This window comes from Variovorax sp. GW823-FHT04F07 (assembly GCF_058795995.1).
This window is the reverse complement of record NZ_JBXAIG010000003.1, coordinates 492380-516256: the sequence shown is the minus strand read 5'-3', so window position 1 is coordinate 516256 and position 23877 is coordinate 492380. Positions and strand designations below refer to the sequence as shown.

21 protein-coding genes are annotated in these 23877 nt (G+C 68.4%); 9 read left to right on the top strand and 12 right to left on the bottom strand.

Going from position 1 to position 23877, the window contains the following annotated elements; all coding sequences use genetic code 11:
• Positions 1-12: 12 nt before the first annotated feature.
• Positions 13-810: an IclR family transcriptional regulator domain-containing protein gene (locus AC1RAA_RS17745; RefSeq protein ID WP_492730959.1), complete on the bottom strand. Its 798-nt coding sequence runs from the start codon at positions 808-810 to the stop codon at positions 13-15.
• Positions 811-947: 137 nt separating this feature from the next.
• Between AC1RAA_RS17745 and AC1RAA_RS17740 the strand changes: the two genes are divergently transcribed.
• The 6 genes from AC1RAA_RS17740 to AC1RAA_RS17715 all read left to right on the top strand — a co-directional run bounded on the left by AC1RAA_RS17740 (position 948) and on the right by AC1RAA_RS17715 (position 9046).
• Positions 948-1649, top strand: a complete 702-nt coding sequence (locus tag AC1RAA_RS17740) for a 3-oxoacid CoA-transferase subunit A (RefSeq protein WP_369630106.1) — start codon at positions 948-950, stop codon at positions 1647-1649.
• Positions 1646-2293: a 3-oxoacid CoA-transferase subunit B gene (locus tag AC1RAA_RS17735; RefSeq protein ID WP_095746742.1), complete on the top strand. Its 648-nt coding sequence runs from the start codon at positions 1646-1648 to the stop codon at positions 2291-2293. The genes AC1RAA_RS17740 and AC1RAA_RS17735 overlap by 4 nt, the downstream gene beginning before the upstream one ends.
• 31 nt (positions 2294-2324) lie before the next feature.
• Entirely contained in the window at positions 2325-3530 is a 1206-nt protein-coding gene (gene pcaF / locus AC1RAA_RS17730; protein ID WP_492730961.1) for a 3-oxoadipyl-CoA thiolase, read from the top strand.
• Complete coding sequence (locus AC1RAA_RS17725; protein WP_492730963.1) at positions 3530-4513, top strand: Bug family tripartite tricarboxylate transporter substrate binding protein; 984 nt, start codon at positions 3530-3532, stop codon at positions 4511-4513. Before pcaF ends, AC1RAA_RS17725 begins: the two co-directional genes overlap by 1 nt.
• 56 nt (positions 4514-4569) lie before the next feature.
• Complete coding sequence (locus AC1RAA_RS17720) at positions 4570-5583, top strand: Bug family tripartite tricarboxylate transporter substrate binding protein (RefSeq protein WP_095948087.1); 1014 nt, start codon at positions 4570-4572, stop codon at positions 5581-5583.
• Between the two features lie 352 nt (positions 5584-5935).
• Complete coding sequence (locus AC1RAA_RS17715) at positions 5936-9046, top strand: autotransporter outer membrane beta-barrel domain-containing protein (protein WP_492730965.1); 3111 nt, start codon at positions 5936-5938, stop codon at positions 9044-9046.
• 29 nt (positions 9047-9075) lie between these two features.
• Here the strand turns inward: AC1RAA_RS17715 and AC1RAA_RS17710 are convergent, their stop codons facing one another.
• The 5 genes from AC1RAA_RS17710 to AC1RAA_RS17690 form a co-directional block, all read right to left on the bottom strand.
• Entirely contained in the window at positions 9076-9498 is a 423-nt protein-coding gene (locus tag AC1RAA_RS17710) for a ribbon-helix-helix domain-containing protein (RefSeq protein WP_307696991.1), read from the bottom strand.
• A gap of 74 nt (positions 9499-9572) precedes the next feature.
• Positions 9573-10151, bottom strand: coding sequence for a DJ-1/PfpI family protein (locus tag AC1RAA_RS17705; protein WP_159272943.1), 579 nt, complete (start codon positions 10149-10151; stop codon positions 9573-9575).
• Between the two features lie 126 nt (positions 10152-10277).
• Positions 10278-11132 carry a carbohydrate ABC transporter permease gene (locus AC1RAA_RS17700; protein WP_095948089.1) on the bottom strand — a complete coding sequence of 285 codons (855 nt, stop codon included), beginning with the start codon at positions 11130-11132 and terminating at the stop codon, positions 10278-10280.
• Positions 11129-12019 (bottom strand): carbohydrate ABC transporter permease, encoded by an 891-nt coding sequence (locus tag AC1RAA_RS17695; protein ID WP_062481532.1) that lies wholly within the window; start codon positions 12017-12019, stop codon positions 11129-11131. The genes AC1RAA_RS17700 and AC1RAA_RS17695 overlap by 4 nt, the downstream gene beginning before the upstream one ends.
• Positions 12020-12110: 91 nt before the next feature.
• Positions 12111-13334: an ABC transporter substrate-binding protein gene (locus AC1RAA_RS17690; protein WP_492686574.1), complete on the bottom strand. Its 1224-nt coding sequence runs from the start codon at positions 13332-13334 to the stop codon at positions 12111-12113.
• Positions 13335-13664: 330 nt separating this feature from the next.
• Between AC1RAA_RS17690 and AC1RAA_RS17685 the strand changes: the two genes are divergently transcribed.
• Genes AC1RAA_RS17685 through AC1RAA_RS17675 form a run of 3 tightly spaced genes read left to right on the top strand, consistent with a single transcriptional unit; the run spans position 13665 to position 17147 of the window.
• Positions 13665-14453, top strand: coding sequence for an SDR family oxidoreductase (locus tag AC1RAA_RS17685; protein ID WP_492730967.1), 789 nt, complete (start codon positions 13665-13667; stop codon positions 14451-14453).
• A 36-nt stretch (positions 14454-14489) separates the two neighbouring features.
• Entirely contained in the window at positions 14490-15686 is a 1197-nt protein-coding gene (locus tag AC1RAA_RS17680; RefSeq protein ID WP_492730969.1) for an ABC transporter ATP-binding protein, read from the top strand.
• Between the two features lie 3 nt (positions 15687-15689).
• Positions 15690-17147 (top strand): aldehyde dehydrogenase family protein, encoded by a 1458-nt coding sequence (locus tag AC1RAA_RS17675; RefSeq protein WP_492730971.1) that lies wholly within the window; start codon positions 15690-15692, stop codon positions 17145-17147.
• Between the two features lie 33 nt (positions 17148-17180).
• Here AC1RAA_RS17675 and AC1RAA_RS17670 read toward each other — a convergent pair whose 3' ends face one another.
• Genes AC1RAA_RS17670 through AC1RAA_RS17645 form a run of 6 tightly spaced genes read right to left on the bottom strand, consistent with a single transcriptional unit; the run spans position 17181 to position 23874 of the window.
• A complete protein-coding gene (locus AC1RAA_RS17670) occupies positions 17181-18140 on the bottom strand; it encodes a LysR family transcriptional regulator (RefSeq protein ID WP_062481526.1) in 960 nt (319 codons plus the stop codon).
• Positions 18141-18182: 42 nt separating this feature from the next.
• On the bottom strand, positions 18183-19667 hold the full coding sequence (locus AC1RAA_RS17665) for an N-acyl-D-amino-acid deacylase family protein (protein ID WP_492730976.1): 1485 nt from the start codon (positions 19665-19667) through the stop codon (positions 18183-18185).
• Positions 19668-19686: 19 nt separating this feature from the next.
• Complete coding sequence (locus AC1RAA_RS17660) at positions 19687-20994, bottom strand: amino acid deaminase (protein ID WP_492730978.1); 1308 nt, start codon at positions 20992-20994, stop codon at positions 19687-19689.
• On the bottom strand, positions 20991-22001 hold the full coding sequence (locus tag AC1RAA_RS17655; RefSeq protein ID WP_492730980.1) for an ABC transporter ATP-binding protein: 1011 nt from the start codon (positions 21999-22001) through the stop codon (positions 20991-20993). The genes AC1RAA_RS17660 and AC1RAA_RS17655 overlap by 4 nt, the downstream gene beginning before the upstream one ends.
• The gene (locus AC1RAA_RS17650; RefSeq protein WP_492730984.1) at positions 21998-23035 is read right to left on the bottom strand and encodes an ABC transporter ATP-binding protein; all 1038 of its coding nucleotides are present in this window, start codon (positions 23033-23035) and stop codon (positions 21998-22000) included. Before AC1RAA_RS17650 ends, AC1RAA_RS17655 begins: the two co-directional genes overlap by 4 nt.
• On the bottom strand, positions 23035-23874 hold the full coding sequence (locus AC1RAA_RS17645; protein WP_307697169.1) for an ABC transporter permease: 840 nt from the start codon (positions 23872-23874) through the stop codon (positions 23035-23037). The genes AC1RAA_RS17650 and AC1RAA_RS17645 overlap by 1 nt, the downstream gene beginning before the upstream one ends.
• Between the last annotated feature and the right edge of the window lie 3 nt (positions 23875-23877).

Genomic DNA, 23877 nt, shown 5'->3' with positions numbered 1-23877 from the left:
ACCGCGCTGCGGCTACAGCAGCGCCGACACCTGCCGTGCCGCATCGATCAGCGCCGGCAGCATCGTCTCCTGCATCACCTTCGCGCTGGTGCGGTTCGCCTGCCCGCTGATGTTCAGCGCGGCCACCATGCGGCCCTGGCGGTTCACGATGGGCGCGGCCACGGAGATCAGGCCTTCTTCCAGCTCCTGGTTCACCAGGCACCACTGCTGCTTGCGCGCCTGGGCCACCTTGGCCATGAGCGCGTCGATGTCGGTCACGGTGTGCTTGGTCAGCGCCTCGAGGTTCGAGGCCTCGAGGCGCGCGCGCACCTCGTCGTCACTGAGGTCTGCGAGCAGCAGGCGGCCCAGCGAGGTGCAGTACGCCGGCAGCCGCGAGCCCACGCCCAGGCTGATGCGCATGATCTTCTGCGTGGGCACGCGCAGCACATAGACGATGTCGGTCGCGTCGAGCACGGCGGCCGAGCACGACTCCTGCACCTGCTGCACCAGCGCCTCCATCACGGGCTCGGCGCGGTTCCAGATCGGCATCGACGACAGGTAGGCAAAGCCCAGGTCGAGGATGCGCGGCGTGAGCGTGAAGAGCTTGCCGTCGGTCACCACATAACCCAGCGTCTGCAGCGTGAGAAGAATGCGCCGCGCCCCCGCACGCGTGAGGCCGCTGCCGGCCGCCACCTCGCTCAGGGTCTGGTGCGGTGCGCTCGCGCTGAACGAGCGGATCACCTGCAGGCCGCGCGCAAAAGACTGCACGTAGCTGTCGCCAGGGGCGGGCGTGTCGGCGGTGGAAGTGACGGAAACGGGGTGGGTTGCCATGGCGAGCGATCCTCTCTAAAATTCATTATACGAACAAAAGTTCTTTAGGCGAACAAATTGCGATTCGCGAGGATTCGTGAATTCGGCAGGGTGTTCGGACCGTTCGGTTTCTTTCTTCACTCCCGGAGACAGGCTTCATGATCAACAAGATCGCGCGCTCGGTCGCCGATGCCCTGGCAGGCATCCAAGACGGCGCCACGGTGCTCATCGGCGGTTTCGGCACCGCCGGCATTCCAGGCGAACTCATCGACGGCCTCGTCGAGCAGGGCGCCAAGGACCTCACGGTCGTCAACAACAACGCAGGCAATGGCGAGACGGGCCTGGCGGCGCTGCTCAAGGCCGGGCGCGTGCGCAAGATCATCTGCAGCTTTCCGCGCCAGGCCGACAGCCAGGTGTTCGACGGCCTGTACCGCAGCGGCAAGATCGAACTCGAGCTGGTGCCCCAGGGCAACCTGGCCGAGCGCATCCGCGCGGCGGGTGCCGGCATCGGCGCCTTCTACTGCCCCACGGGCTACGGCACGCAACTGGCCGGCAACCGCGAAACGCGCGAGATCGACGGCGTGCAGTACGTGCTCGAGTACCCCATCCACGGCGACGTGGCGCTCATCAAGGCCGAGCGCGGCGACCGCTGGGGCAACCTGGTCTATCGCAAGGCCGCGCGCAACTTCGGTCCAGTGATGGCCATGGCCGCGAAGAAGACCGTCGCCACCGTGCACGACATCGCCGAACTCGGCACCCTCGACCCCGAGAGCATCGTGACCCCGGGCATCTTCGTGCACCAGGTGGTGCGCATCGAACGCGTGGCCACGCAGGCCGGCGGCTTCAAGAAGGCAGCATGACCATGGCATACACCCGTCGCACCAAAGACCAACTGGCAGCCCGCGTCGCGCAAGACATCTTCGACGGCGCCGTCGTCAACCTCGGCATCGGCCAGCCCACGCTGGTGGCCAACCACCTGCCGCAGGGCCGTGAGGTCATCCTGCAAAGCGAGAACGGCATCCTCGGCATGGGCCCCGCGCCCGAGGCCGGCGAAGAAGACTACGACCTCATCAACGCCGGCAAGCAGCCCGTCACGCTGCTGCCGGGCGGTTCGTTCTTCCACCACTCCGACAGCTTCGCGATGATGCGCGGTGGCCACCTCGACATCTGCGTGCTCGGCGCGTTCCAGGTGTCGGCCACCGGCGACCTCGCCAACTGGCACACGGGCGAGAAAGACGCCATTCCCGCGGTCGGCGGCGCGATGGACCTGGCCATCGGCGCCAAGCAGACGTGGGTCATGATGGATTTGCTCACCAAGCAGGGCGCGAGCAAGCTGGTGCAAGAGTGCACCTATCCGCTCACCGGCATCGGCTGCGTCAAGCGCGTGTACTCCGACCTCGCCACGCTCGAGTGCACGCCGCAGGGCCTGAAGCTCGTCGACACCGTCGAGGGCCTGAGCCGCGAAGAACTCGAAAAGCTGGTCGGCCTGCCGATCGCCGCCTGATCCCATCCAAGTAATCAGAGAGACAACTCACATGACCAATCAAGCCTTCATCTGCGACGCCGTGCGCACCCCCTTCGGCCGCTACGGCGGTTCGCTCAGCAGCGTGCGCACCGACGACCTCGGCGCCGTGCCCCTGCGCGCCCTCATCGAGCGCAACAAGAACGTCGACTGGCAAGCGGTGAGCGACGTGCTCTACGGCTGCGCCAACCAGGCCGGCGAAGACAACCGCAACGTCGCGCGCATGTCGGCGCTGCTCGCGGGCCTGCCGATCGAAGTGGGCGGCGGCACCATCAACCGCCTGTGCGGTTCGGGCCTCGATGCACTGGGCACCGCCGCGCGCGCCATCCGCGCCGGTGAAGCCGGCCTCATGATTGCCGGCGGCGTCGAAAGCATGAGCCGCGCGCCCTTCGTCATGCCCAAGGCCGAGAGCGCCTTCAGCCGCAACAACGCGGTGTACGACACCACCATCGGCTGGCGCTTCATCAACAAGCTCATGAAGGCGCAGTACGGCGTCGACTCGATGCCCGAGACGGCCGAGAACGTGGCCACCGACTACAAGATCGAGCGCGAAGCGCAAGACCTGATGGCGCTCAACTCGCAGCTGCGCGCCGTGGCCTCGCAGAAGTCCGGCTTCTTCGACGCCGAGATCGTGCCCGTGAGCGTGCCGCAAAAGAAGGGCGACGCCCTCATCGTCAACAAGGACGAGCATCCGCGTGACACCACGCTGGAGGCGCTGGCCAAGCTCAAGCCCATCGTGCGCCCTGACGGCACCGTCACCGCCGGCAATGCCAGCGGCGTGAACGACGGCGCCTGCGCGCTGCTGCTGGCCGACGAAGCCAGCGCCGCCAAGCACGGGCTCACGCCGCGCGCCCGCGTGGTCGGCATGGCCACGGTCGGTGTGGCGCCGCGCATCATGGGCATCGGCCCGGCGCCCGCCACGCAGAAGGTGCTGGCGCTCACCGGCCTTACGCTCGACCAGATCGACGTCATCGAACTCAACGAAGCCTTCGCCGCACAAGGCCTCGCCGTGCTGCGTCTGCTGGGCCTGAAGGACGACGACGCACGCGTGAACATCAACGGCGGCGCCATCGCACTGGGTCACCCGCTCGGCGCCAGCGGCGCACGCCTGGCCACCACCGCGGTGAACCAGCTGCACAAGGGCGGCGGCCGCTACGCGCTGTGCACGATGTGCATCGGCGTGGGGCAGGGCATTGCCGTGATCCTGGAACGCGTCTGATGGCGCTCGCCCGACGCGAGCTGCTGCTGCTGCTGGGCCTGCTAGCAGCAGCGGGCCTGCCTGCGCATGCGCAGCAGGCCGACGGCAAGCCGATCCGCATCGTCGTGCCCTTCGCGGCTGGCGGCGGCAACGACGTGTTCGCACGCCAGATGGCCAAGGGCCTGGGCGAGGTGCGCACCTCGGGCGTCATCGTCGACAACAAGCCCGGCGCGGGCGGCAACCTCGGCACCGAGCAGGTGGTGCGCAGCACGCCCGACGGCAGCACGCTGCTGCTGGGCCACACGGGCACCGTGTCGATCAATCCGGCGCTGTACAAGGGCTTGAAGTTCGACGCCCGCAAGGACCTCGTGCCCGTGGCCATGTTCGCCTCGTCCGCGCTCGTGCTCGTGGTGCCCGCGGCCTCGAAGGTGCGCAGCGTGGCCGACCTCGCCAAGGAGGCCAAGGTGCGCCCGGGGCTGCTCGACTACGCCTCGAGCGGCAGCGGCACGGGCGGCCACCTCACGGGCGAGCTCTTCGCGCAGCGCACCGGCACGAAGATCAATCACATTCCCTACAAGGGCACCAACCCCGCGCTCACCGACCTTGCGGGCGGGCAGGTGCAGATGATGTTCAGCGTCATCCCGCCCGCGCTCGCGCTGGTCAAGGGCGGGCGCCTGCGCGCGATTGCCGTCACGGGCGCGAAGCGTTTGCCGTCGTTGCCCGACGTGCCCACCGTGGCCGAGTCGGGCCTGCGCGAACTCGCGGGCTTCGAGAGCACGCTCACCTACGGCATCCTCGCGCCGCGCGGCACGCCCGACGCGTTCGTGAAGACGCTGTCGGCGCAGATGCTGCAGGTGGCGGGCGGCGCCGAGTTCCAGTCGCGCCTGGACGTGGAAGGCGCCGTGCCGCTGCTCGGCGGGCCGGCCGAGTACGCCGCGCTCATCGCGAAGGAAAGCGCGCTGTGGGCCGGCATCGTCAAGGCCTCGGGCGCGTCGGTCGACTGAGCGGCGACGCACCGCTTCCCACCCATCAACGATTCATCAAACCGGAGACTTCCCTCATGTCCTTCTTTCGTTCGTCGCTTTCGCGCCGCGCCATCGCTGCAGCCGTGCTGGCGTTGACTGCCGGCGGCCTGCTGCCGCTGACCGCTTCGGCACAACAGCAGCCCGCAGCCTTCCCGACCAAGCCCGTGCGCATCATCACGCCGTTCCCGGTCGGCGGTGGTCCGGACGGCGTGGCCCGCCTCGTGGCCGACAAGCTCTCGCGCGCCTGGGGCCAGCCGGTGGTGGTCGAGAACCGCCCGGGCGGCAACGGCTTCATCGCCATCGACGCCTTCAAGCGCGGTGCGAAAGACGGCCACGACATCATCGTGCTGGACAACGTGCACCTGGCCGCGTACCCGGCGCTGTTCAAGAAGCTGCCCTACGACGCATCGAAGGACTTCGACGCACTGCTGCCGCTGTTCAAGACCTACTTCTTCTTCACCGTCGCGACCAACAGCAAGTACAAGACCGTGGGCGACCTCATCGCCGACGCCAAGGCCAACCCCGGCAAGCTCGACTACGGCTCATGGTCGGTCGGCAACCCGGTGCACCTGGGCTCGGAGCTGTTCGAGTCGGCCACCGGCACGCAGATGGAGCACGTGATCTACAAGGAAACCACGCAGCTGTACACCTCGGTCGCCACCGGCGAGCTGGCCTTTGCGCTGGGCAGCAGCGCCACCGCCGGCCCGCTGCAGCGCGCCAACAAGCTGCGCTTCCTGGCGGCTGCCGCGCCCCAGCGCGTGGCCGCCTTCCCCGACGTGCCGACCGTGAGCGAATCGGGCGGCCCGAAGGGCTTCGAGGTCATCGGCTGGAACGCCATCGCCGTGCCGAAGGGCCTGCCGGCTTCGGTGACCGACAAGATCAAGCGCGACATCGAGAAGGGCCTGGCCGAACCCGACGTGCTGGAGAAGTTCAAGAGCTTCGGCTACGAGCCGTTCCCGACCACGCGCCCGCAGTTCGACCAGTTCGTGGCGACCGAAACGAAGCGCTTCACCGACGTGATCCGCAAGGCGAACGTGTCGCTGGACTGACAGCGCGCGCCCCGGGGCGCATCCGCAACGAACAAGGCACCCGCGAGGGTGCCTTTTCTTTTGGGCGCCGCGCCCGAGGCGAGAGATTGTGCTGTCCAAAAGTCACATGTTACGTATGGATACGCGACAGGGTAGACCGTCTACCGAAGGGCCTGACAGAGGCGGAGTGGCCCCGCATGGGGCCGGTCGCTCCCGTTTCAGGGTAGCCCCTTGCAGGGATACGCGTAACTGGCACGCGTTCTTACATTTTTGACTTGCACATCCGAAATCGTCGCCGTGGGGAGGAGCAAGCCATTGCTGCTGCACACGGAGGTCCACCTGCTCAGTCAGTGAACGAAGAGGGAGTTGAGTCATGAACAAGATCTTCCGAACCCTGTGGAGTCCCACCGCCGGCACCTGGGTGGCCGCGCCGGAAATCGCGCGCGGCCACGCGCGATCGTGCAGTGGGGGCGGCGTGCGCGCGGTGGCGGCAGCGGCGGCAACGGCGGCCCTGTGGGTCTGCGTCGTGCCGGTGCTCGCGGCCGGCGGCGCGGGCGGCCAGCCGGTCGGTGACGCGTCGCTGAACGCGGGCACGGGCGGCAGCGACGGCACGGGCGGGAGCGGCGGGCTCAATGACACCACGGTCAATGCCTTCGGCGGCGCGGGCGGATCGTCCACGCCGGGCGGCGTCACGGCGGGGGCCAACGCCAGCATCGGCGGCTTCGGTGGTGCCACGCCGGGCACCGGTGGCGCGGCCGGCGCGGCCAGCACGCCCACCGGTCCCGGGGCGTTCCAGGGCGACGCCGGTGGCGCGGGCCAGGCGCAGACCGGCGACCCGGGCAATGGCAACGGCTATGGCGGCGGGGGCGGCGGCGGCTTCCAGGGGATGTCGATCGCCAACAACGTGGCCAACTCGTCCGACAGCTACACCGGCGGCATCGGTGGCGCGGGCGGCAACGGGTACTGGGCCGCGGGCGGCGGCGGCGCGGGCGGCTACGGCTCGATCCTCAGCGGCCCGCTCGGCAGCTACACGGCCACGGGATCTTCCACGGGCGGCGCCGGCGGCAAGGGCGGCGACGCCTTCTCGCAGGGCGGCGGCGGCGGCAGCGGGGGCGGCGGGTTCTACCTGAACGCGACCAACCCGGGGCTCAGCTTCACCAACACCGGTCCCCTCACGGGCGGGGCGGGCGGCGCCGGCGGGGCCGAATTGGCGCCCGCCCGTTCCAACGCCTCGGGCGGCGGCGGCGGCGCAGGGGGCATCGGCGCGACGTTGGCGGGTGTCGCCGTCACCGTCAACAACTCCGGCGCGATCACGGGCGGTGCCGGGGGCGCGGGCGGCGCGGCCGGCGGCGGTGCGGGCGGCACTGGCTCACCGGGCGCTGGCGGCGACGGCGGGGCGGGCCTCGCATCGACCGGCGCGGGCGCAACCGTCACCAACACCGGCACCATCGCCGGTGGGGCGGGCGGCGTCGGCGGGGCCAACAGCAACGGTGGACCGAGCCGTGCCAACGGGGTGGGCGGCGTCGGGGTGACGGGCGCGAACCTCGCGCTGACCAACGGCGGAACCATCTCGGGCGGCCTGGGCGGCGACGGCGTCACGCGCGCCGCGGCGGTCGCATTCACGGGCGGCACCAACAGCCTCACGCTGAACACCGGCTCGTCGATGACGGGCGCGATTTCGATCGGCGCGGGCGCCACCGCCAGCGTCATCGCGGGCGCCGGCGGCCTCACCGTCAGCAACGCCTTGCTGCTGGGCGGCACGGGCACCATCGACACCAACGGGAACGCCCTGACGTGGACGGGCGCAATCTCCGGCGCCAGCGATCTCGTGAAGATCGGCGCGGGCGTGCTGACGCTGAGCGGTGCGGACACCCACTCGGGCGCCACCAACGTCGCGGCGGGCACCCTGCGTGCGGGCGCGGCCAACGTGCTCAGCAGCGTGAGCCCCTTCACCGTGGCCACCGGCGCGACGCTCGACCTGGCCGGCAACAGCCAGACCCTCGCGTCGATGGCCCACAGCGGCACCGTCTCGCTGGTGGGCGCGGTGCCCGGCACCACGCTCACCGTCAACGGTCCCTGGGTGGGCAACGGCGGCACGCTGCGGCTGGGCACCGCGCTGGGCGGCAGCGCGAGCGCGAGCGACCGGCTCATCCTGAGCGGCGCCACCGCCGTCGCCAGCGGCACGACGAATGTGCAGATCACCAACCTGGGCGGCCTGGGCGCGCTCACCACGGGCAACGGCATCGAGGTGATCAGCGCCCTCAACGGCGCGATCACCACCGCGCAGACGACCAAGAGCGCGTTCGTGCTGGCCGGCACGCACGTGGATGCGGGCGCCTACGAGTACCGGCTGCATGCGGCCGATGCCGCCGGCGCGGGCGAGAACTGGTACCTGCGCTCGACCGCCGCACCCGTGACGCCCGTGACGCCTGTCCCGCCCGTCACGCCGCCTGCCGGCGGTGGCGGCTCGGGCACTGGCGGCACCGGCGTCGTGCCCGTGCTCGCCGTGCCCACCTACCGCGCCGAAGTGCCGCTGTACGCCGCGCTGCCCGAGCAGCTGCGCCAGTCCAGCTTCGCGATGCTCGGCAACAGGCGCCTGCGCATGGGTGAGGACCTTGTAGCGGGCGCAAACCCGGCCAAGCCCACGCAGGGTTACCGCGAGGCGTGGGGGCGCATCATCAGCACCGACCGCACCATCGCGCAGGGCGGCACCGTGAGCCCCACGAGCAAGGGGCGCCTCACGGGCTTCCAGGCCGGCACCGACCTGTGGGCCAACCCCGACTGGCACGCGGGCGTGTACGTCGGCCAGCTCGACGGCGACATGCGCGTGAACGGCTTTGCCAGCGGCCTGGCGAACCTCGGCGTGGGCACCAACAACCAGAAGAGCGAGTACCTGGGCGCCTATGCCACCTGGAAGCACGCCAGCGGCGTGTACGTCGACGGCGTGCTGCAGGCCGGGCGCCACCGCTACACCGCCAGGCCCACGCTGGGCTTCTCCCGGGGCGGCAAGGGCAACAGCCTGCTGGCGTCCATCGAGGTGGGGCAGTCGATTCCCATCGCGCAGAACTGGACCGTCGAGCCGCAGGTGCAATTGGTGCACCAGCGGGTGAGCCTGGGCGACACGGGCATCTCCGGCGCGCTGGTGCAGCAGAACAGCCACAACGGCTGGCGGGCACGCGCCGGCGTGCGCGTGAAGGGCGAGTTCGTCACCAGCGCCGGGGTGCTGCAGCCTTATGTGCGGGTCAATTTCCACCGCAGCAGCCGCGGCACCGACGTCACCCGCTTCGTCGGCCCGGCCGGCTTCACCGACATCGCGACGCGTACCGGCGGCAGCAGCACCGAGCTGGCGGCGGGGGCCACGCTGCAGGTGGCCGAGAACACGAGCGTGTATGTGGAGCTGGGCAAGCTGTGGGCGGGCTCCGGCGGCGACTCGCGCATCAAGAGCGGGGTGAATGCGAGCGTCGGCGTGAAGATGCGCTGGTGATCTCGTGAAGGGGCGCGCAAGGGCGGCGTCTACGCATGCCGCCGTACGCCGGCGTGGAGCGTGTGCACGCGTGCCTCTCCCGGCTGCTGCGCAGGTGATGGCCGACCCCAACCCTGCGGCAGTTCATGCAGCACGGCGTTCGCGTCGAGCGAGCGGATCGCGACCGAGGTGTCGGCTGGAATCCGCCCCTGCGCCACCATCGCCTCGTAGCGCAGCGCGCACACGCGCAGGAACGACGCGAAGTTGCCGACCTCGCCGCGCGCCGCCACCAGCTCGTCGTACAGCCGCTCGATGAGCTGCACCACGGCCATGCCGTCGCGCTGCGCGATCTCTTCGAGCACCTGCCAGAACAGGTTCTCGAGCCGGATGCTGGTGACCACGCCGTGCAGCCGCACCGAGCGCGTGCGCGCGTCGTAGCTTTGCGGATCGGCGCTGATGAAGACTTCGCACATGGGCCATCTCCTCGAGAGGCGGGTGAATCGGGGCGACGCGGCACTGTAGCGCCGCCCGCGTCCATCCGTTCAGGTCAGTGTTCGATGCGCGTGCCCAGCACCACGAGGAACTGCGACAGCCACGCCGGATGCGCCGGCCAGGCCGGTGCCGTGACGAGGTTGCGGTCGGTCACGGCCTGGTCGACCGGGATGCCCATGTACTCGGCGCCGGCCAGTTCCACCTCGACCTGGCAGGCTGGGTAGGCCGACACCTTGCGGCCCTTGATGAGGCCCGTGGCCGCGAGCAGCTGCGCGCCGTGGCAGACGGCGGCCACCGGCTTGTCGGTCGCCAGGAAGTGGCGCGCGATCTCGACCACGCGGCTGTGCATGCGCAGGTACTCGGGCGCGCGGCCGCCGGGGATCACGAGCGCGTCGTAGGCCTCGGGACGCACCTCGTCGAAGGTTGCGTTCAGCGTGAAGCGGTGGCCCGGCTTCTCGCTGTAGGTCTGCGCGCCCTCGAAGTCGTGGATGGCGGTGTGCACCCAGTCGCCGGCCTTCTTGTCGGGCGCCACCGCGTGCACGGTGTGGCCGACGGCCAGCAGGGTCTGGAACGGCACCATGGTTTCGTAGTCTTCGGCGTAGTCGCCGCAGAGCATCAGGATCTTGCGAGCCATCGGGTTTGTCTCCTTCGGATGAGGTGGGCGAAACCGGCCGGCGCAGGGTGCGCGCCGGCCGTCGCCGCATTATTCGAAGGGGGAGGGCGCAGCGGGTAGCAGCGGGCTGTGATGCCGCTGCGGTCGCTATTTGACCGAGCCCGCGGTCAAGCCCTGCACCATGTAGCGCTGCATCCACGCAAACAGGATGGCGACCGGGACCACGGCGCAGATGGCGGCGGCCATTACCAGCTCCCACTGCACCACGTACTGGCCCGCGACCATGTTGGTGACGAGCACGGTCAGCGTCTGCTTTTCCGTGGAGCGGATCAGCGTGTAGACCACGGCGAACTCGTTCCACGCATTGACGAAAGTGACCAGTGCCGTGACCGCCATGGCCGGCAGCGCCAGCGGCAGGAACACCTTGCAGACCGTGCGCACCGGGCCCGAGCCTTCGAGCCAGGCCGACTCCTCCAGGTCGCGCGGAATGGTCTCGAAGTACGAGGTCATCATCCAGACGGCGAAGGCAATGCCGAAGGCGCCATAGGCCACCACCACGGACAGGCGCGAGTCGGTCATGTTGCCGCCCTCGAACCAGGGCAGGCTGGCCGCCATCTTGAACAGGCCCACCACCAGCAGCACGGGCGAGATCATCTGGGTGATGAGCAGGAACTGCCGGTAGCCGCCCTGGCCGCGAAACTTCAGGCGCGCCAACGCATAGGCGGAAGGCACGCTGACGGCAATCGTCAGCACCGTGGCAGAGAGCGACACCAGCAGGCTGTTCAGCAGCGCGCGCCCGAACCCGGTCTGCGTCCACATGGCGGAGAAGTTGCTCCACTGCCACTGCTGGGGCAGCCAGCGCGCCGGATAGACGTAGATCTCGGACGCCGGCTTGAGCGCCGTGAAGAACATCACCGCGAGCGGAAAGACGACCACGGCCACCAGCGGCGCGAGCAGCAGCCAGCACCAGAGGCTGCGCACGAGTTTGTCGGGGCGGATCATGCGGCGGCCTTCGCGGACTGGCGCTTTTGCAGGCGCAGGTAGAACACGGTGAAGGCCAGCAGCAAGGCCAGCATCACGAGCGAAATGGCGGCCGCCTCGCCGGGGCGGCCCAGGCGGAAGCCCAGCTGGTACAGCCAGGTGACGAGGATGTGCGTGGCGTTGTCCGGCCCGCCCTGCGTCATGATCCAGATGATGGGGAACGAGTTGAAGACGTAGATCACGTTCAGCACGATCGCCATGTGGATGAAGGGCTTGAGCAGCGGCAGCGTGAGCCGGCGAAACTGCTGCCAGCGCGACGCGCCTTCGATGCCGGCCGCTTCGTAGATGTCCTGCGACACCGACGACAGCCCGCCCAGGAAGATGGTGACGGTGAAGGGGATGGACACCAGGATGCCCACGCCCACCTCGACCCAGAACGCGAGCTGTCCGTCGGCCAGCCAGTTGATCGGCTCCCGGATGATCCCGACCATGGCAAGGCTCGCATTGACCATGCCGTACTGGCCGTTGAAGGACCAGGTCCAGACGATGGCCGTCATCGTCAGCGACACCGCCCAGGGCAGCATCACGATCGTGCGCGCCACGCCCCGGCCATAGAAATCCTGCTGCAGGATGAGCGCGATCGGCACAGCGCACAGCACCGCGCCGCCGACCACGCACACCGTCCACTGCACCGTGCGCCACACCACATGGGCGAACACCGGGTCGGTGAACACGGTGCGAAAGTTGTCCAGACCGTTGAAGGCCCGCAGCAGGCCGAAGCGCGAGATGTCGTGCACCGACTGGAACACCAGGGTGGACAGCGGGTAGGCCAGGATGAAGAGGGTGAGCAACAGGCTCGGCGCAATCAGCCCCCAAGCCAGGGCAGGGCCTCGAACGGGATTCTGCATAGGTCGATTCGATCGGATAGGCGTGGTTGGGCGTGGTGCGACACGCGAAAAGCTGGCGCAGCCCCAGGGCTGCGCCCCGGGGCTTGCTGGCTTATTTCTTGTTGAGCTTGGTGTTGGCTTCGGCCGCGGCCTTGTCCAGCGCCGCCTTCGGTTCCGCCTTGCCCTGGTAGATGGCCTGCAGCGCGTTGGTGACGGCCTGCGCCGAGTCTTCCCAGCCGGCGACCAGCGGGGCGAAGCGTGCGTTGGGCAGCAGGGTCACGAACTCGGAGAGCACCGGGTCGTCCTTGAACACGGGGTCGTTGGCCACCTCGCGCGTCACCGGCATGAAGCCTTCGCCCTGGTCGAACTTCAGCCGCGCGGTTTTCGAGAACATGAAGCTCAGGAATTTCTGGGCGGTTTCCTTGTTCTTCGAGGTCTTGAACATCATGATCGAGTCGGTCACGCCGAAGGTGATGTCCTTGCCGCCATTGGGCACGCCGGTGATGCCGTATTTCAGTTGCGGCGCGTCCTTGGCGATTTCCTTGGCCAGCGGCGGCAGCGAAATGACCATGCCCAGCCGTCCCTGCTTGAACAGGTTGTGCAGGTCGTAGCGCGTGTTGCCGGCCACGCCGGGCTCGGTCAGGCCCTGGTCGATCATGCTTTTGTAGAGCGTGGCGGCTTTCACGCCGGTCGGCGAATTGAAGGCGGCCTTGTTGCCCGCATCGAGCACGTCGCCGCCCATGCTCCACAGCGCGTAGTAGAAATAAGTGTCGGTATCCAGGTCCTTGCCCTGGATGCCATAGCCGTAGGCCCCCGTGGCCTTGATCTTTTTCGCGGCGGCAATCACGTCGTCCCAGGTCTTGGGGCCATTGGGAAAGCCCGCCTTGCTCAGCATGTCCTTGTTATAGAACATGGCGCGCACGCTGGCCGCTATGGGCAGCGCATAAGGCTTTCCATTGATATTGCCGGCTTTCAGGAAGGCCGGAATGAATTGGTCCTTGAACGCCGCATTGGCGTAATTGTCGACCGGCTCCACCAGACCGTCATTCACGAAATCGCCGACCCAGCGGGTCGCGACGTGGGCCAGATCGGGCGGGTTGTTGCTGGCGATTTCCGCCTGCAGTTTCTGCTGCATGTTCTCCCAGCTTCCCACCTCGACCTTGACCTTGTCTCCCGGGTTGGCCTTTTCGTAGTCCCGGGCCAGAGCCTCCAGCCAGGGGCGTGTGTTGTCGCTGTAGCTGGACATGGCGATGCGGATATTTCCCGCCTGGGCCGTGAGGGAGGAAAGACCCAGAAGAATTGCTCCTGCCAATAGAGTTGTATTTCGTTTTTTCATATTTAATTCCTCGTGAAGTGATTGAAAATTAATTGAATACACGTCGGGATCTGCTGCGATCAATGATTGCGCTTTTTTATCTTACGAGCCGGCCGAATGGCGCCATAGATAGAGCTAACCCTCGATTTCTAAAAAACAGAACCCTGCCTGCGAAATATTGAAGGCCAAATTTCCGCGACGTCCTGTACGCTTCAAAATTCGAGCTCGAATTGCGCGCGGTAATTCATTGCCGCCCGGTCGGGAGAGGTATTGGCAATTCACAGGGCGCATTGCGTGGACACATCAATTTCGACTCCGTCTTCGGTTCATCCCCACGCGCCGTCCCGGCGCGTGACGCTGGTCACGGGCGCCGCGGGCGGCATCGGCCAGGCCCTGTGCCGCCGCGTGCTGCAGGCGGGCGACCGGCTGATCGCGCTGGACCACGACGCGGGCGCACTGGAACGCCTGGCGGCCGTGTTGGCCGGGCAGGGCGTGAGTGCTGACGATCTGGCGCGGCTGCATCCTTTGGTGGCGGACGTCACCGACTGCGCAGGCCTGTGCGACAAGGTGGCCACGGCCGTTGCGGCTGTCGGCCCGGTGGATGTGCTGGTGTCGAACGTGGGCGCCGCGCGCGGGCCGACGGTGCGAAAGACCACGCCGCAGGACTGGCAGGCCGACATCCAGCTCAACCTGAATGGCGCGTTCCATTGCGTGGAGGCGGTGCGCCACGCCATGGTCGAGCGCCGCAGCGGGCAGCTGGTGCTCATCGGCTCGGTCAACGCGCTGACCACGCTCGGCCACCCGGCCTACAGCGCGGCCAAGGCCGCTTTGGTCAGCTACACCCGCTCGCTTGCCATGGAGCTGGGCGCCTACGGCATCCGCGCCAACATCGTGCTGCCGGGCACCGTCAAGACGCCCGCCTGGCAGGCGCGGGCCGACAAGAACCCGCAGGTGTTCGAGCAACTGAAGAAGTGGTATCCGCTGGGCGACTTCGCGACACCCGACGACGTGGCCGATGCCGTGCTCTTCCTGGCGTCGCCCGCCGCGCGCGTCATCACGGGCGTGGCGTTGCCGGTGGATGCGGGCCTCATGGCGGGCATCCTGCCGATGGCCCGCGAGATCACCGTCGAAGACTACTGAGCCAGCGACTCACTTCCACAAAGACAAGGAGACCCCATGGCTCAGGTTCAACTCAAGCAACTGCGTAAGGATTTCGCCGGCGTGCCCGTCGTGCACGGCATCGACCTGGACATTGCCCACGGCGAGTTCGTCGTGCTCGTCGGCCCCTCGGGCTGCGGCAAGTCGACGCTGCTGCGCATGATCGCGGGGCTGGAGCCCATCAGCGGCGGTGAGCTGCGCATCGGCGGTGCGCGCGCCAACGACCTGTCGCCGCAAAAGCGCAACATCTCGATGGTGTTCCAGAGCTATGCGCTCTACCCGCACCTGTCGGTCTACGAGAACATCGCCTTCGGCCCGCGCACGCGCGGCGAGGCAGAAAGCGACTTCCGCCCGCGCATCGAAAAAGCCGCCGGCCTGCTCAACCTCACCCCGTACCTGGACCGCTTGCCGCGCGCGCTCTCGGGCGGACAGCGCCAGCGCGTCGCCATGGGCCGCGCCGTGGTGCGCGAGCCCGCGCTGTTCCTCTTCGACGAGCCGCTGTCCAACCTGGATGCGCAGCTGCGCGTGCAGATGCGCGCCGAGATCAAGGCCCTGCACCAGCGCCTGGGCAACACCATGGTCTACGTCACGCACGACCAGGTGGAAGCCATGACCATGGCCGACCGCATCGTCGTGATGCGCGCGGGCCGGGTGGAGCAGGTCGGTGCGCCGCTCGAGCTCTACGACCGCCCGGTCAACCGCTTCGTGGCGGGCTTCATCGGCTCGCCCGCCATGAACTTCACGCAGGGACAGGTGCATCGCGCACACGGCCGCACCTGGCTCGCGCTGCCCGACGGCCAGGCCTGGGACCTGCCCACGTCCGGGTGCACACCCCTGCTGGCCGATGGACAGCACGTGCTGCTGGGGCTGCGGCCCGAGCACCTGCAGCTGGCCCCGGAAGGCCTGGCGTTGCGCGTGATCCTCACGGAGTCGACGGGCGACAAGACGCAGATCTACGGCACCGTGGCGGGCAGCGAGACGCCCTGGTGCGTGTCCGTGCACGATCGCGTGGCCCTCAAGCCCGGTGACCTCGTGCACCTGCAGGTCCGCGAGGCCGCATCGACCCATTGCTTCGATGCGCAGACCGAGCGCCATGTGGGCGTCGCGGCCCCGGCGCCGGCCGGGTACAGGCCGTCCGCGTCCAGCGTGGATTCGCGTGCCGGCGGCAGCGAAGGCCCGCGCCACGCCGCGTCGATCGCGTATTCGTACGGCTAGGCGATGAGCAGCAACCGTATGCCCGAAGTCGAAACGGGCAACCACATCGGCGGGCGCTGGTCGACCACCGTCGACACCCTGCCGGTGGTCAACCCGGCCAACGGCGAAACCATCGCCACCGTGCCCCGGTCGGGCCGCGAGACGGCGAACGCGGCGGTCGCCGCCGCCAAGGCCGCGGCCAACGCGTGGGCTGCTACGCCCGTGTTCGAACGCGCCGCGATGTGCATGGCGATCGCGGCCGAGATCGATGCCGCGCGCGAGGCCCTCGCGCACACGCTGTCGTGCGAGCAGGGCAAGGTCCTGGCCGAGGCGCTGGGCGAGGTCGCCAAGGCCGCTGATGGCTTCCGGCTTGCCGCCGAACTCGTCAAGCAGATGGGCGGCAAGACGCTGCCGGCGGAAGACCCGGGCAAGCTCGTCATGACGCTGCGGCAGCCGCGCGGCGTGTATGGCGTCATCACGCCCTGGAACTTCCCGGTCAACATCCCGGTGGAATACATCGCCCCCGGCATCGCCACCGGCAACACTCTCGTCTGGGTGCCTGCGCCGTCCACCGCACTCGTGGCCTGCGCGCTGATGGCGGCCATCGAAAAGGCTGGCCTGCCCGCTGGCGTTCTCAATCTGGTGATCGGCGAGGGCGCGACCGTGGGCGACGCGGTGGTGGTGCATCCGGACGTGACCGCCATCGCCTTCACCGGCAGCACCGCGACGGGCCAGCGCATCGCCGAGCGAGGCGCCGGAAAGCCCCTGCTGCTCGAGCTCGGAGGCAACGGGCCCCTGATCGTTTGTGAAGATGCCGACCTCGATGCGGCAGCCGCTGCAGCGGCGGGCGGCGCGTTCTTCAACGCGGGGCAGGTGTGCGCAGCGACGGGGTGTGTGCTGGCCCATGCCAGCGTGGTCGACCGCCTCTGCGACAAGCTGGTCGCCCGGGCCGCCGACCAGGTGCCGGGCAATCCCCTGCATCCCGCCACGACCATGGGGCCGCTCAACAACGCCAAGGTGGCGGCCAAGGTGCGCGCGCATGTGGACGAGGCCGTTGAACAGGGTGCGCGCGTGCTGTGCGGCGGCCGGGCGCGGCCGGACCTGGGCAGCGACCTCTTCTTCGAGCCGACCGTGGTGCGCGACGTCACGCCCGACATGCGGCTGTGCCGCGAAGAAACCTTCGGCCCCGTCGTGCCGGTCATCGCCTTCCAGGACGAAGCGCAGGCCCTGGCGTTGGCCTTGCAGAACGACTACGGACTCTCGGTGGGTGTCTTCACCCAAGACATCGGCCGCGGCATCGCCATGGCCAAGGCGATCCCCGCCGGCATCGTCAACATCAACGCGGGCACCACCTGGTGGGAAATCCACCTGCCCTTTGGCGGTGGCTGCGGCAAGAAGAGCGGCATCGGCCGGCTGGGCGGCATGCACACGCTGGAGGCGATGACCGAAATCAAGATGATCACGGTCACGCTGCCGGGTTGAGCCCTTCGATGCCGACGATCCCGCGCGCGGGGACTACTCCGGCTTTCCCCTGGCGGGCGTGCGAGCGGCGGTGGCACGCCCCGGCTTCACGGGCCGCTGCCACCCCTGCATGTAGGCGATCAGCGACTGCGACAGGTGATTCGCCGCAAGCGACAGCCGCCGGGAATAGCTCGCGACCAGCGTGGCGCGCGCCGAGCGCAGCGACGCATCGGTGAGCGGAATGGCCACCACCTTGCCGGCTTCGATCAGCGGCGCGACCACGTCGCTCGGCTGGAAGGTGATGAGGTCCGACTCTGCGACCAGCCGGCTCGCAAAGGACAGCGAATTCGTCTCGACCGCGATGTTCAGCTTGAACTTGCCCTTGGAGCTGACGCGGTCGACCAGTTGGCGCAGGCCGAAGGAACGGTCGGGCAACGCCAGCGGCGCGTCGGCGACTTCCGCGAGCGTGCAGCTGCGCTGTTGTGCCAGGGGATGCTGCGTCGAAGCGATCACGCACAGCGGCTGCTCGATCTTCTGCAGCTCGATGAGGTCGGGGCGCGGCGAGGCGCCGAACAAAATGCCCAGGTCGTACTTGTGCTCCGCCACCGACTCGCCCACCGCATGCGAGCCCATGAGATCGAGCGAGAAGGTGATGCCCGGGTGCGTGCGGATGAAGCTCGGCATGAAGCTGGTGAGCAGGCCGTGCAGGATGCCTTCCACGCACCCCACCCGCACGTGACCTTTGGCCAGCGTCTCGTACTCGTGGATCTGGCCCTTCAGGTCGGCCAGCTGCGTCTTGTTGTCCTGCGCATAGCGCAGCAGCAGTTCGCCGGCCGCGGTCAGTGCCATGCCCCGTGCATGGCGTTCGAAGACGGGCACGCCCAGTTCGTCTTCCAGCAGCGCGATCTGCCGGCTCACGGCGCTCTGGGCCACGAAGAGCTTTTCCGCCGCCACGCGCACGGAGCCAAAGGCCGCGACCTCGTAGAAGTACCGAAGGGTGGTGGATTCGATCATGCGTGCACTCTACGGGATGGCGGGGAAGGGGCGCGGCGACGCTCAGTTCGCGGCGCGTGATTGCCGTGTCAGCATGCGCCCCGCGCGCGCGAGCACGCGCGCCTCGTTCGCACCGCGGTACGCGAGCACGCCGTTCACGAACACGCGTTCGATGCCTTCGCTCACGCCCAGCGGCTGGTCGTAGGTCGCGGTGTCGGTGATGGTCTCGGGGTCGAACACCACCACGTCGGCCATGGTGCCGACGCGCAGCAGGCCGCGATCCGCGATGCGCAGGTTGCGCGCCGTCATGCCGGTCATCTTGTGCACCGCCTGCTCCAGCGTGAAGAGCTTGCGCTGGCGCCAGTAGCGCGCAAACACGCGCGGGAACGCACCCCACAGGCGCGGATGCGGATGACGGTCGTGCGGCAGGCCGTCGCTGCCGATCATGCTGCGCGGATGCGCGATGACGCGTTCCACGTCTTCTTCCTGCATCAGGAAATAGCACGCACCGCCGGGCTTCAGGCGCAGGCTGGCCTCCTGCTCCGTCGTGCCCCATTCGCGTGCGATATCGGAGATCAGGCGCCCGGTCATCTCCGGGTGGGGCTCGGACCAGGTCAGCAGCACGTCGATGACGCCGTCCACCATGTCCTCGCGCAGCACGGTGGAGCCGGCGACGTACGGGTAGACGTCCATCGCGATCTCCTGGCGCTGCGACAGCGCGTCGATCAGCGGCAGGGTCTCCTTCGTGCGGCCCCAGTTGGCGGGGCTTGCGCATTTGTGGTGCGAGATGATCAAGGGAACGCCGGCCTCGAACGCCGAGTCGCCGGCCTCGTGCATCGCCTCGATGATCTGCTGCATCTCGCTGCGCAGGTGCGTGGCGTAGACGCCGCCATGGCGCGCCACGACGCGCGCGAGCGCGGTGACTTCTTCGGCCGGCGCAGCAAAGGCCTCTTCGTAGAACAGGCCCGATGACAGGCCGTGCGCGCCGGCGGCCATGCAGTCGTCGAGCAGTGCGGCCATGTGTGCCAGTTCATCGCCGTTCGCGGGCCGGTCGAGTGCCTGCATTGCCGCGAAGCGCAGCGTGGTGTGGCCCACGAGCGCGGCCACGTTGAGCGCGGGCTGCGTCGCATCAACCGCGGCGCGGTACTCGGCCATGGTCGCGTGCTTGAACGAGTCGGCACCCAGCAGCGTGAGCGGCGGCTTCGACTGCGGCGTGCGGTACGGCGCCAGCGAGATGCCGCAGTTGCCCGTGACCACGGAGGTGATGCCCTGCGACACCTTGGGCAGGCACAGCGGGTCGCGCAGCACGATGGCGTCGTCATGCGTGTGGGCGTCGATGAAGCCGGGCGCGATCACCTTGCCGCGGCAGTCGACCACGTCGACGTCGGCGATGTTCAACCCTGCAGGCAGCCGCGTGCGCAGGCCGTCGCCCAGCGCCAGGATGCGATCGCCCTGCAGCAGCACGTCGCCGGGCCACGAAGGGCCGCCCGAGCCGTCGACCACGAGGCCGGCTTCGAGCAGCGTCGCGCTGTTCTTCTGTGTGTTCATGGGGGATGCGTTGCCTTGCTCAGAAATGGATCACGACCGCATCGCTCACGCGGTAGTCGTTCTCGACCACGGGCATCCAGTGCCATTTGTCGAAGGTGGTGCAGGGGTGCGAGATGCCCAGGCCGACACGGTCGCCGACGACCGGTGCCTGCGCTTCGTCGCTCGCGTCCCAACGCAGGTAGGCATGCTGGTCGTTCAGCGCCGTGACTTTCCAGCTGGCGGGCACAGCGTGCGATTGCAATGCACCGCGTGCTGCGAGCGCAATGGGAATGGGCATCGACATGTCGAAAGAGACGTCGCGCTTGCCGACTGAAAGGATCGCCAGGCCGGGCTCGGGCCGCGACTGCACGTTGGCCCAGACCTCCATCGCCGGCGTCAGCCCTTCGCCGCACTCGCAACCCATGCGCTCATCCGCCACATTCACCATGCGCTTGTAGAAGCCGTGGTCGTGCGTCACGTAGCAGCCCGAGCGCAGCAGGCCGCGCACGGGCGAGCCCAGCGCAGGCTTGAGCCGCCCCGCCACGAGGTCGAAGATGGCCGAGCCGCCGGCCGAGACCAGCACCTCGTCGGTCTCGAAGAGCTGCTGCGTGTCGCAGTGGCGCGCCACGGCTTCGATCCGGTCCATCAGGGCCTTGGCAAAGGCGGTGTCCTGCTCGGTGGACCCGGTGGCATTCAGGCCTTCGTAGCTCTCGATGCCGACCAGCTTCGCGGCGCTGCTGCCACGCACCGCGCTGGCCACGGCGACCGCTTCGTCGTGCGTGCGGCAGCCGGTGCGTCCGCCGTCGATGCCGATCTCGAGCATCACCTCGAAAGGCACGCTGGCGGGATGGCGCTTCGACCAGTCTTCGATCAGCGCCAGTTGCGCGATCGAATCGACCAGAAACACCACACGCAGATCCGCATGGTCGGCCAGCAGCAGCTGGATGCCCGCGAGGTCTTCGTCGCTCACGACCTGGTTGGCGATCAGCGTGCGGCGCGCGCCGGCGGCCACGCCCACGGCCAGCTGCGTGACGGTGGCGAAGGTCAGGCCCCAGGCGCCGGCGTCGAGCTGGCGCTGGAACAGCTGCGGCGACATGGTGGTCTTGCCGTGCGGTGCCAGGTCGATGCCCCATTCGCGCACGCGTGCCTGCATCCATTGGAGGTTGTGTTCGAGCGCCTCGCGCTTGAGCACGGCCAGCGGCAGCGGCAGGTCGCCGGCCAGCACGTTCCAGCCGGCGGCGCCGACTTCACTGCGCAGGCGCGGCGGCTGGGTGCGCGGGTAGCCCTTGAAACGGTCGCTCAGCAGCGGGTCGATGAAGTCTTGGGTAGCAGAAACGGTGTCGGTCATGGTCGTGCAACGGCGATGTGGGGGAGCAGTTCTTTGCGGATGCAGGCGCTGTAGTGTGCGGGGGAAATCTCCTCGAGCGGCGGCACCGTCTGCGCACAGGCCTCGATGGCATGCGGACAGCGCGTGCGGAACACGCAGCCCGAGGGCGGCGAGATCGGGCTGGGAATGTCGCCCTTCAAGGCGATGCGCTCGGTGGCCAGCTCGGGATCAGGCTTCGGGCTCGCAGCCAGCAGCGCCTGGGTGTAGGGGTGCGAGGGGTTCGCGAACAGCTCCTCGGTGGTGGCCACTTCCATCACCTTGCCCAGGTACAGCACCACCACGCGGTCGCACAAATACTCGACCACATCGAGGTCGTGCGAGATGAAGAGCATGGTCAGCCCCAGCCGCTCGCGCAGGTCCGCCAGCAGATTGATGACCTGCGACTGGATCGACACATCGAGCGCCGAGAGCGGCTCGTCGGCCACGATGAACTCGGGCTCCACGGCCAGCGCGCGCGCCACGCCGATGCGCTGACGCTGGCCGCCCGAGAACTCGTGCGGGAAGCGGCTGGCGTGCTCGGGGCGCAGGCCCACGGTCTCCAGCAGTTCGGCAATGCGCTTGTCGCGTGCCGCCGCGCCCTTGTGCAGCCCGTGCGTGGACAGCGCCTCGCCCAGGATGGCGCTGATGCGCATCTTCGGGTTCAGGCTGGCGTACGGGTCCTGGAAGATGATCTGCAGCTTGCTGCGCAGCTTGCGCATGCGCTCGCCCGAGAGCTCGCCGATGTCGTCGCCGCGGTACAGCACCTGGCCCTCGGTGCGCTCGACCAGGCGCAGCACGGTGCGCCCGATGGTGCTCTTGCCCGAGCCCGACTCGCCGACCAGGCCCAGCGTCTCGCCGGGCTGGATCGCGAAGGACACGTCGTCGACTGCGCGCACGGGGCGCTCGCTGCTGCCGAAGTACTTCTTGAGCCCTCGGACTTCGATGAGGGGCGGGGAAGAAGGAGGAGAGGAAACAGAAACAGCGGTCATGCGACCCTCGCGAGTTGGGCATCGGGCTGCACGCGCACGCAGCGCGCCTGGCGGTCCTGGCGGATGTCGATCAGCGGCGGCATCGCGCTTCGGCATTCGGGCAGTGCCTGGTCGCATCGCGGCTCGAAAGCACAGCCCGGCGGCGGCGCCAGCGGGCTCGACACCTGCCCGCGAATGGCGAACAGCCGCTTGGGCTTGGGCTGGCCGGGCTGGCGCGCCTTGCCCGGCAGGCAGGCCAGCAGGCCCTGCGTGTACGGGTGCTCCGGCTGCGCGAACAGAGGCCGCACGGGCGCACGCTCGACCACGCGGCCCGAGTACATGACCACCACGTCGTCGGCATGGTGCGCCACCACGCCCAGGTTGTGCGTGATGAACAGGATGCTCATGCCCGTCTCGGCCTGCAGCCGGCGCATGAGTTCGAGGATCTGCGCCTGGATGGTCACGTCCAGCGCGGTGGTGGGCTCGTCGGCGATCAGCAGCGTCGGGTCGCAGGCCATGGCCAGCGCAATCATCACGCGCTGGCGCATGCCGCCCGACAGCTGGTGCGGGTACTCGTGGATGCGTTGGGCGGCAGCCGGGATCTCCACCAGCTCCAGCATGCGCAGCGCGTGGGCCAATGCCGCCTTGCGGTCCAGCCCCTTGTGCAGCCGCACGCTCTCGGCGATCTGCTCGCCGATGGTGAAGACCGGGTTCAGGCTGGTCATCGGCTCCTGGAAGATCATCGACAGCTGGTTGCCGCGCAGCGAGCGCATCTCGCGCTCGCCGATTTGCAGCAGGTCGAGCGTCTTGCCTTCGCGTGTGATGAAGGAAGCCGATCCGCTGACCTGCGCGTTGGCGGTCTTGGGCAGCAGGCGCATCAGCGTGAGGCTGGTGACCGACTTGCCCGAGCCGGATTCGCCCACCAGCGCGGTGGTCTTGCCGGGTTGAATCGAGAAACTCACGTCGGCCACCGAACGGATCAGGCCGTCTTCGGTGGGGAAGCTGGTGCTCAGGTTGGTGACCGTGAGACGTGGTGTTTGGTTGGCGTTCGTCATCACGAGGTCTTCTTGAGCTTCGGATCGAGCAAGTCGCGCACACCGTCACCGAGCAATTGCAGCGACAGCGCCGTGAAGATGATCGCCAGGCCCGGGAACAGCACGACCCAGAAGGCCTGGTGCGCGTACTGCTGGCTGCCCGCGACCATGGTGCCCCAGGTGGGGATCTCGGGCGGTACGCCCACGCCCAGGAACGACAGGCCGGCTTCGGCCAGGATCGCGTACGCAAAGATGAACGACACCTGCACGAGGATCGGCGACATCAGGTTCGGCAGGATGTGGCGCCACAGGATGCGCGAGGTGCGAACGCCCAAAGCGCGCACGGCTTCGACGAACAGCAGTTCGCGCACCACCAAGGTCGAGGCCCGCACCACCCGCGCCACGCGGGGCGTGTAGACCAGCACCAGTGCAAGCACGGTGTTCATCAGCGACGGTCCGAGGATGGCCACCAGCGCGATGGCCAGCAGGATGTCGGGGAAGGACATCATGGCGTCGACCACGCGCATCAAGGGTGCATCGAGGCGGCGGAAGAAGCCTGCCATCAAACCCAGCACGGTGCCGGCGATGACCGCGCCCAGTGCGGTGAGTGCCGCAATGGCCAGCGAGTAACGGGCGCCGTGCACGATGCGCGAGTACATGTCGCGCCCAAGTTCGTCGGTGCCCAGCAGGTGTTCGGCGCTGGGCGCCTTCAGGCGCTGGAGCACCGCTGTGTCGTTGGGGTCGGCTGAGGCGAACAGCGGCGCACCAATCGCGAGCACGGCAATCACCAGCAGCACCAGGGCAGAGACCATCACGATGCGGCGGTGCATCAGCTGGCGGAGCATTCGAGGCATGCGCATCGT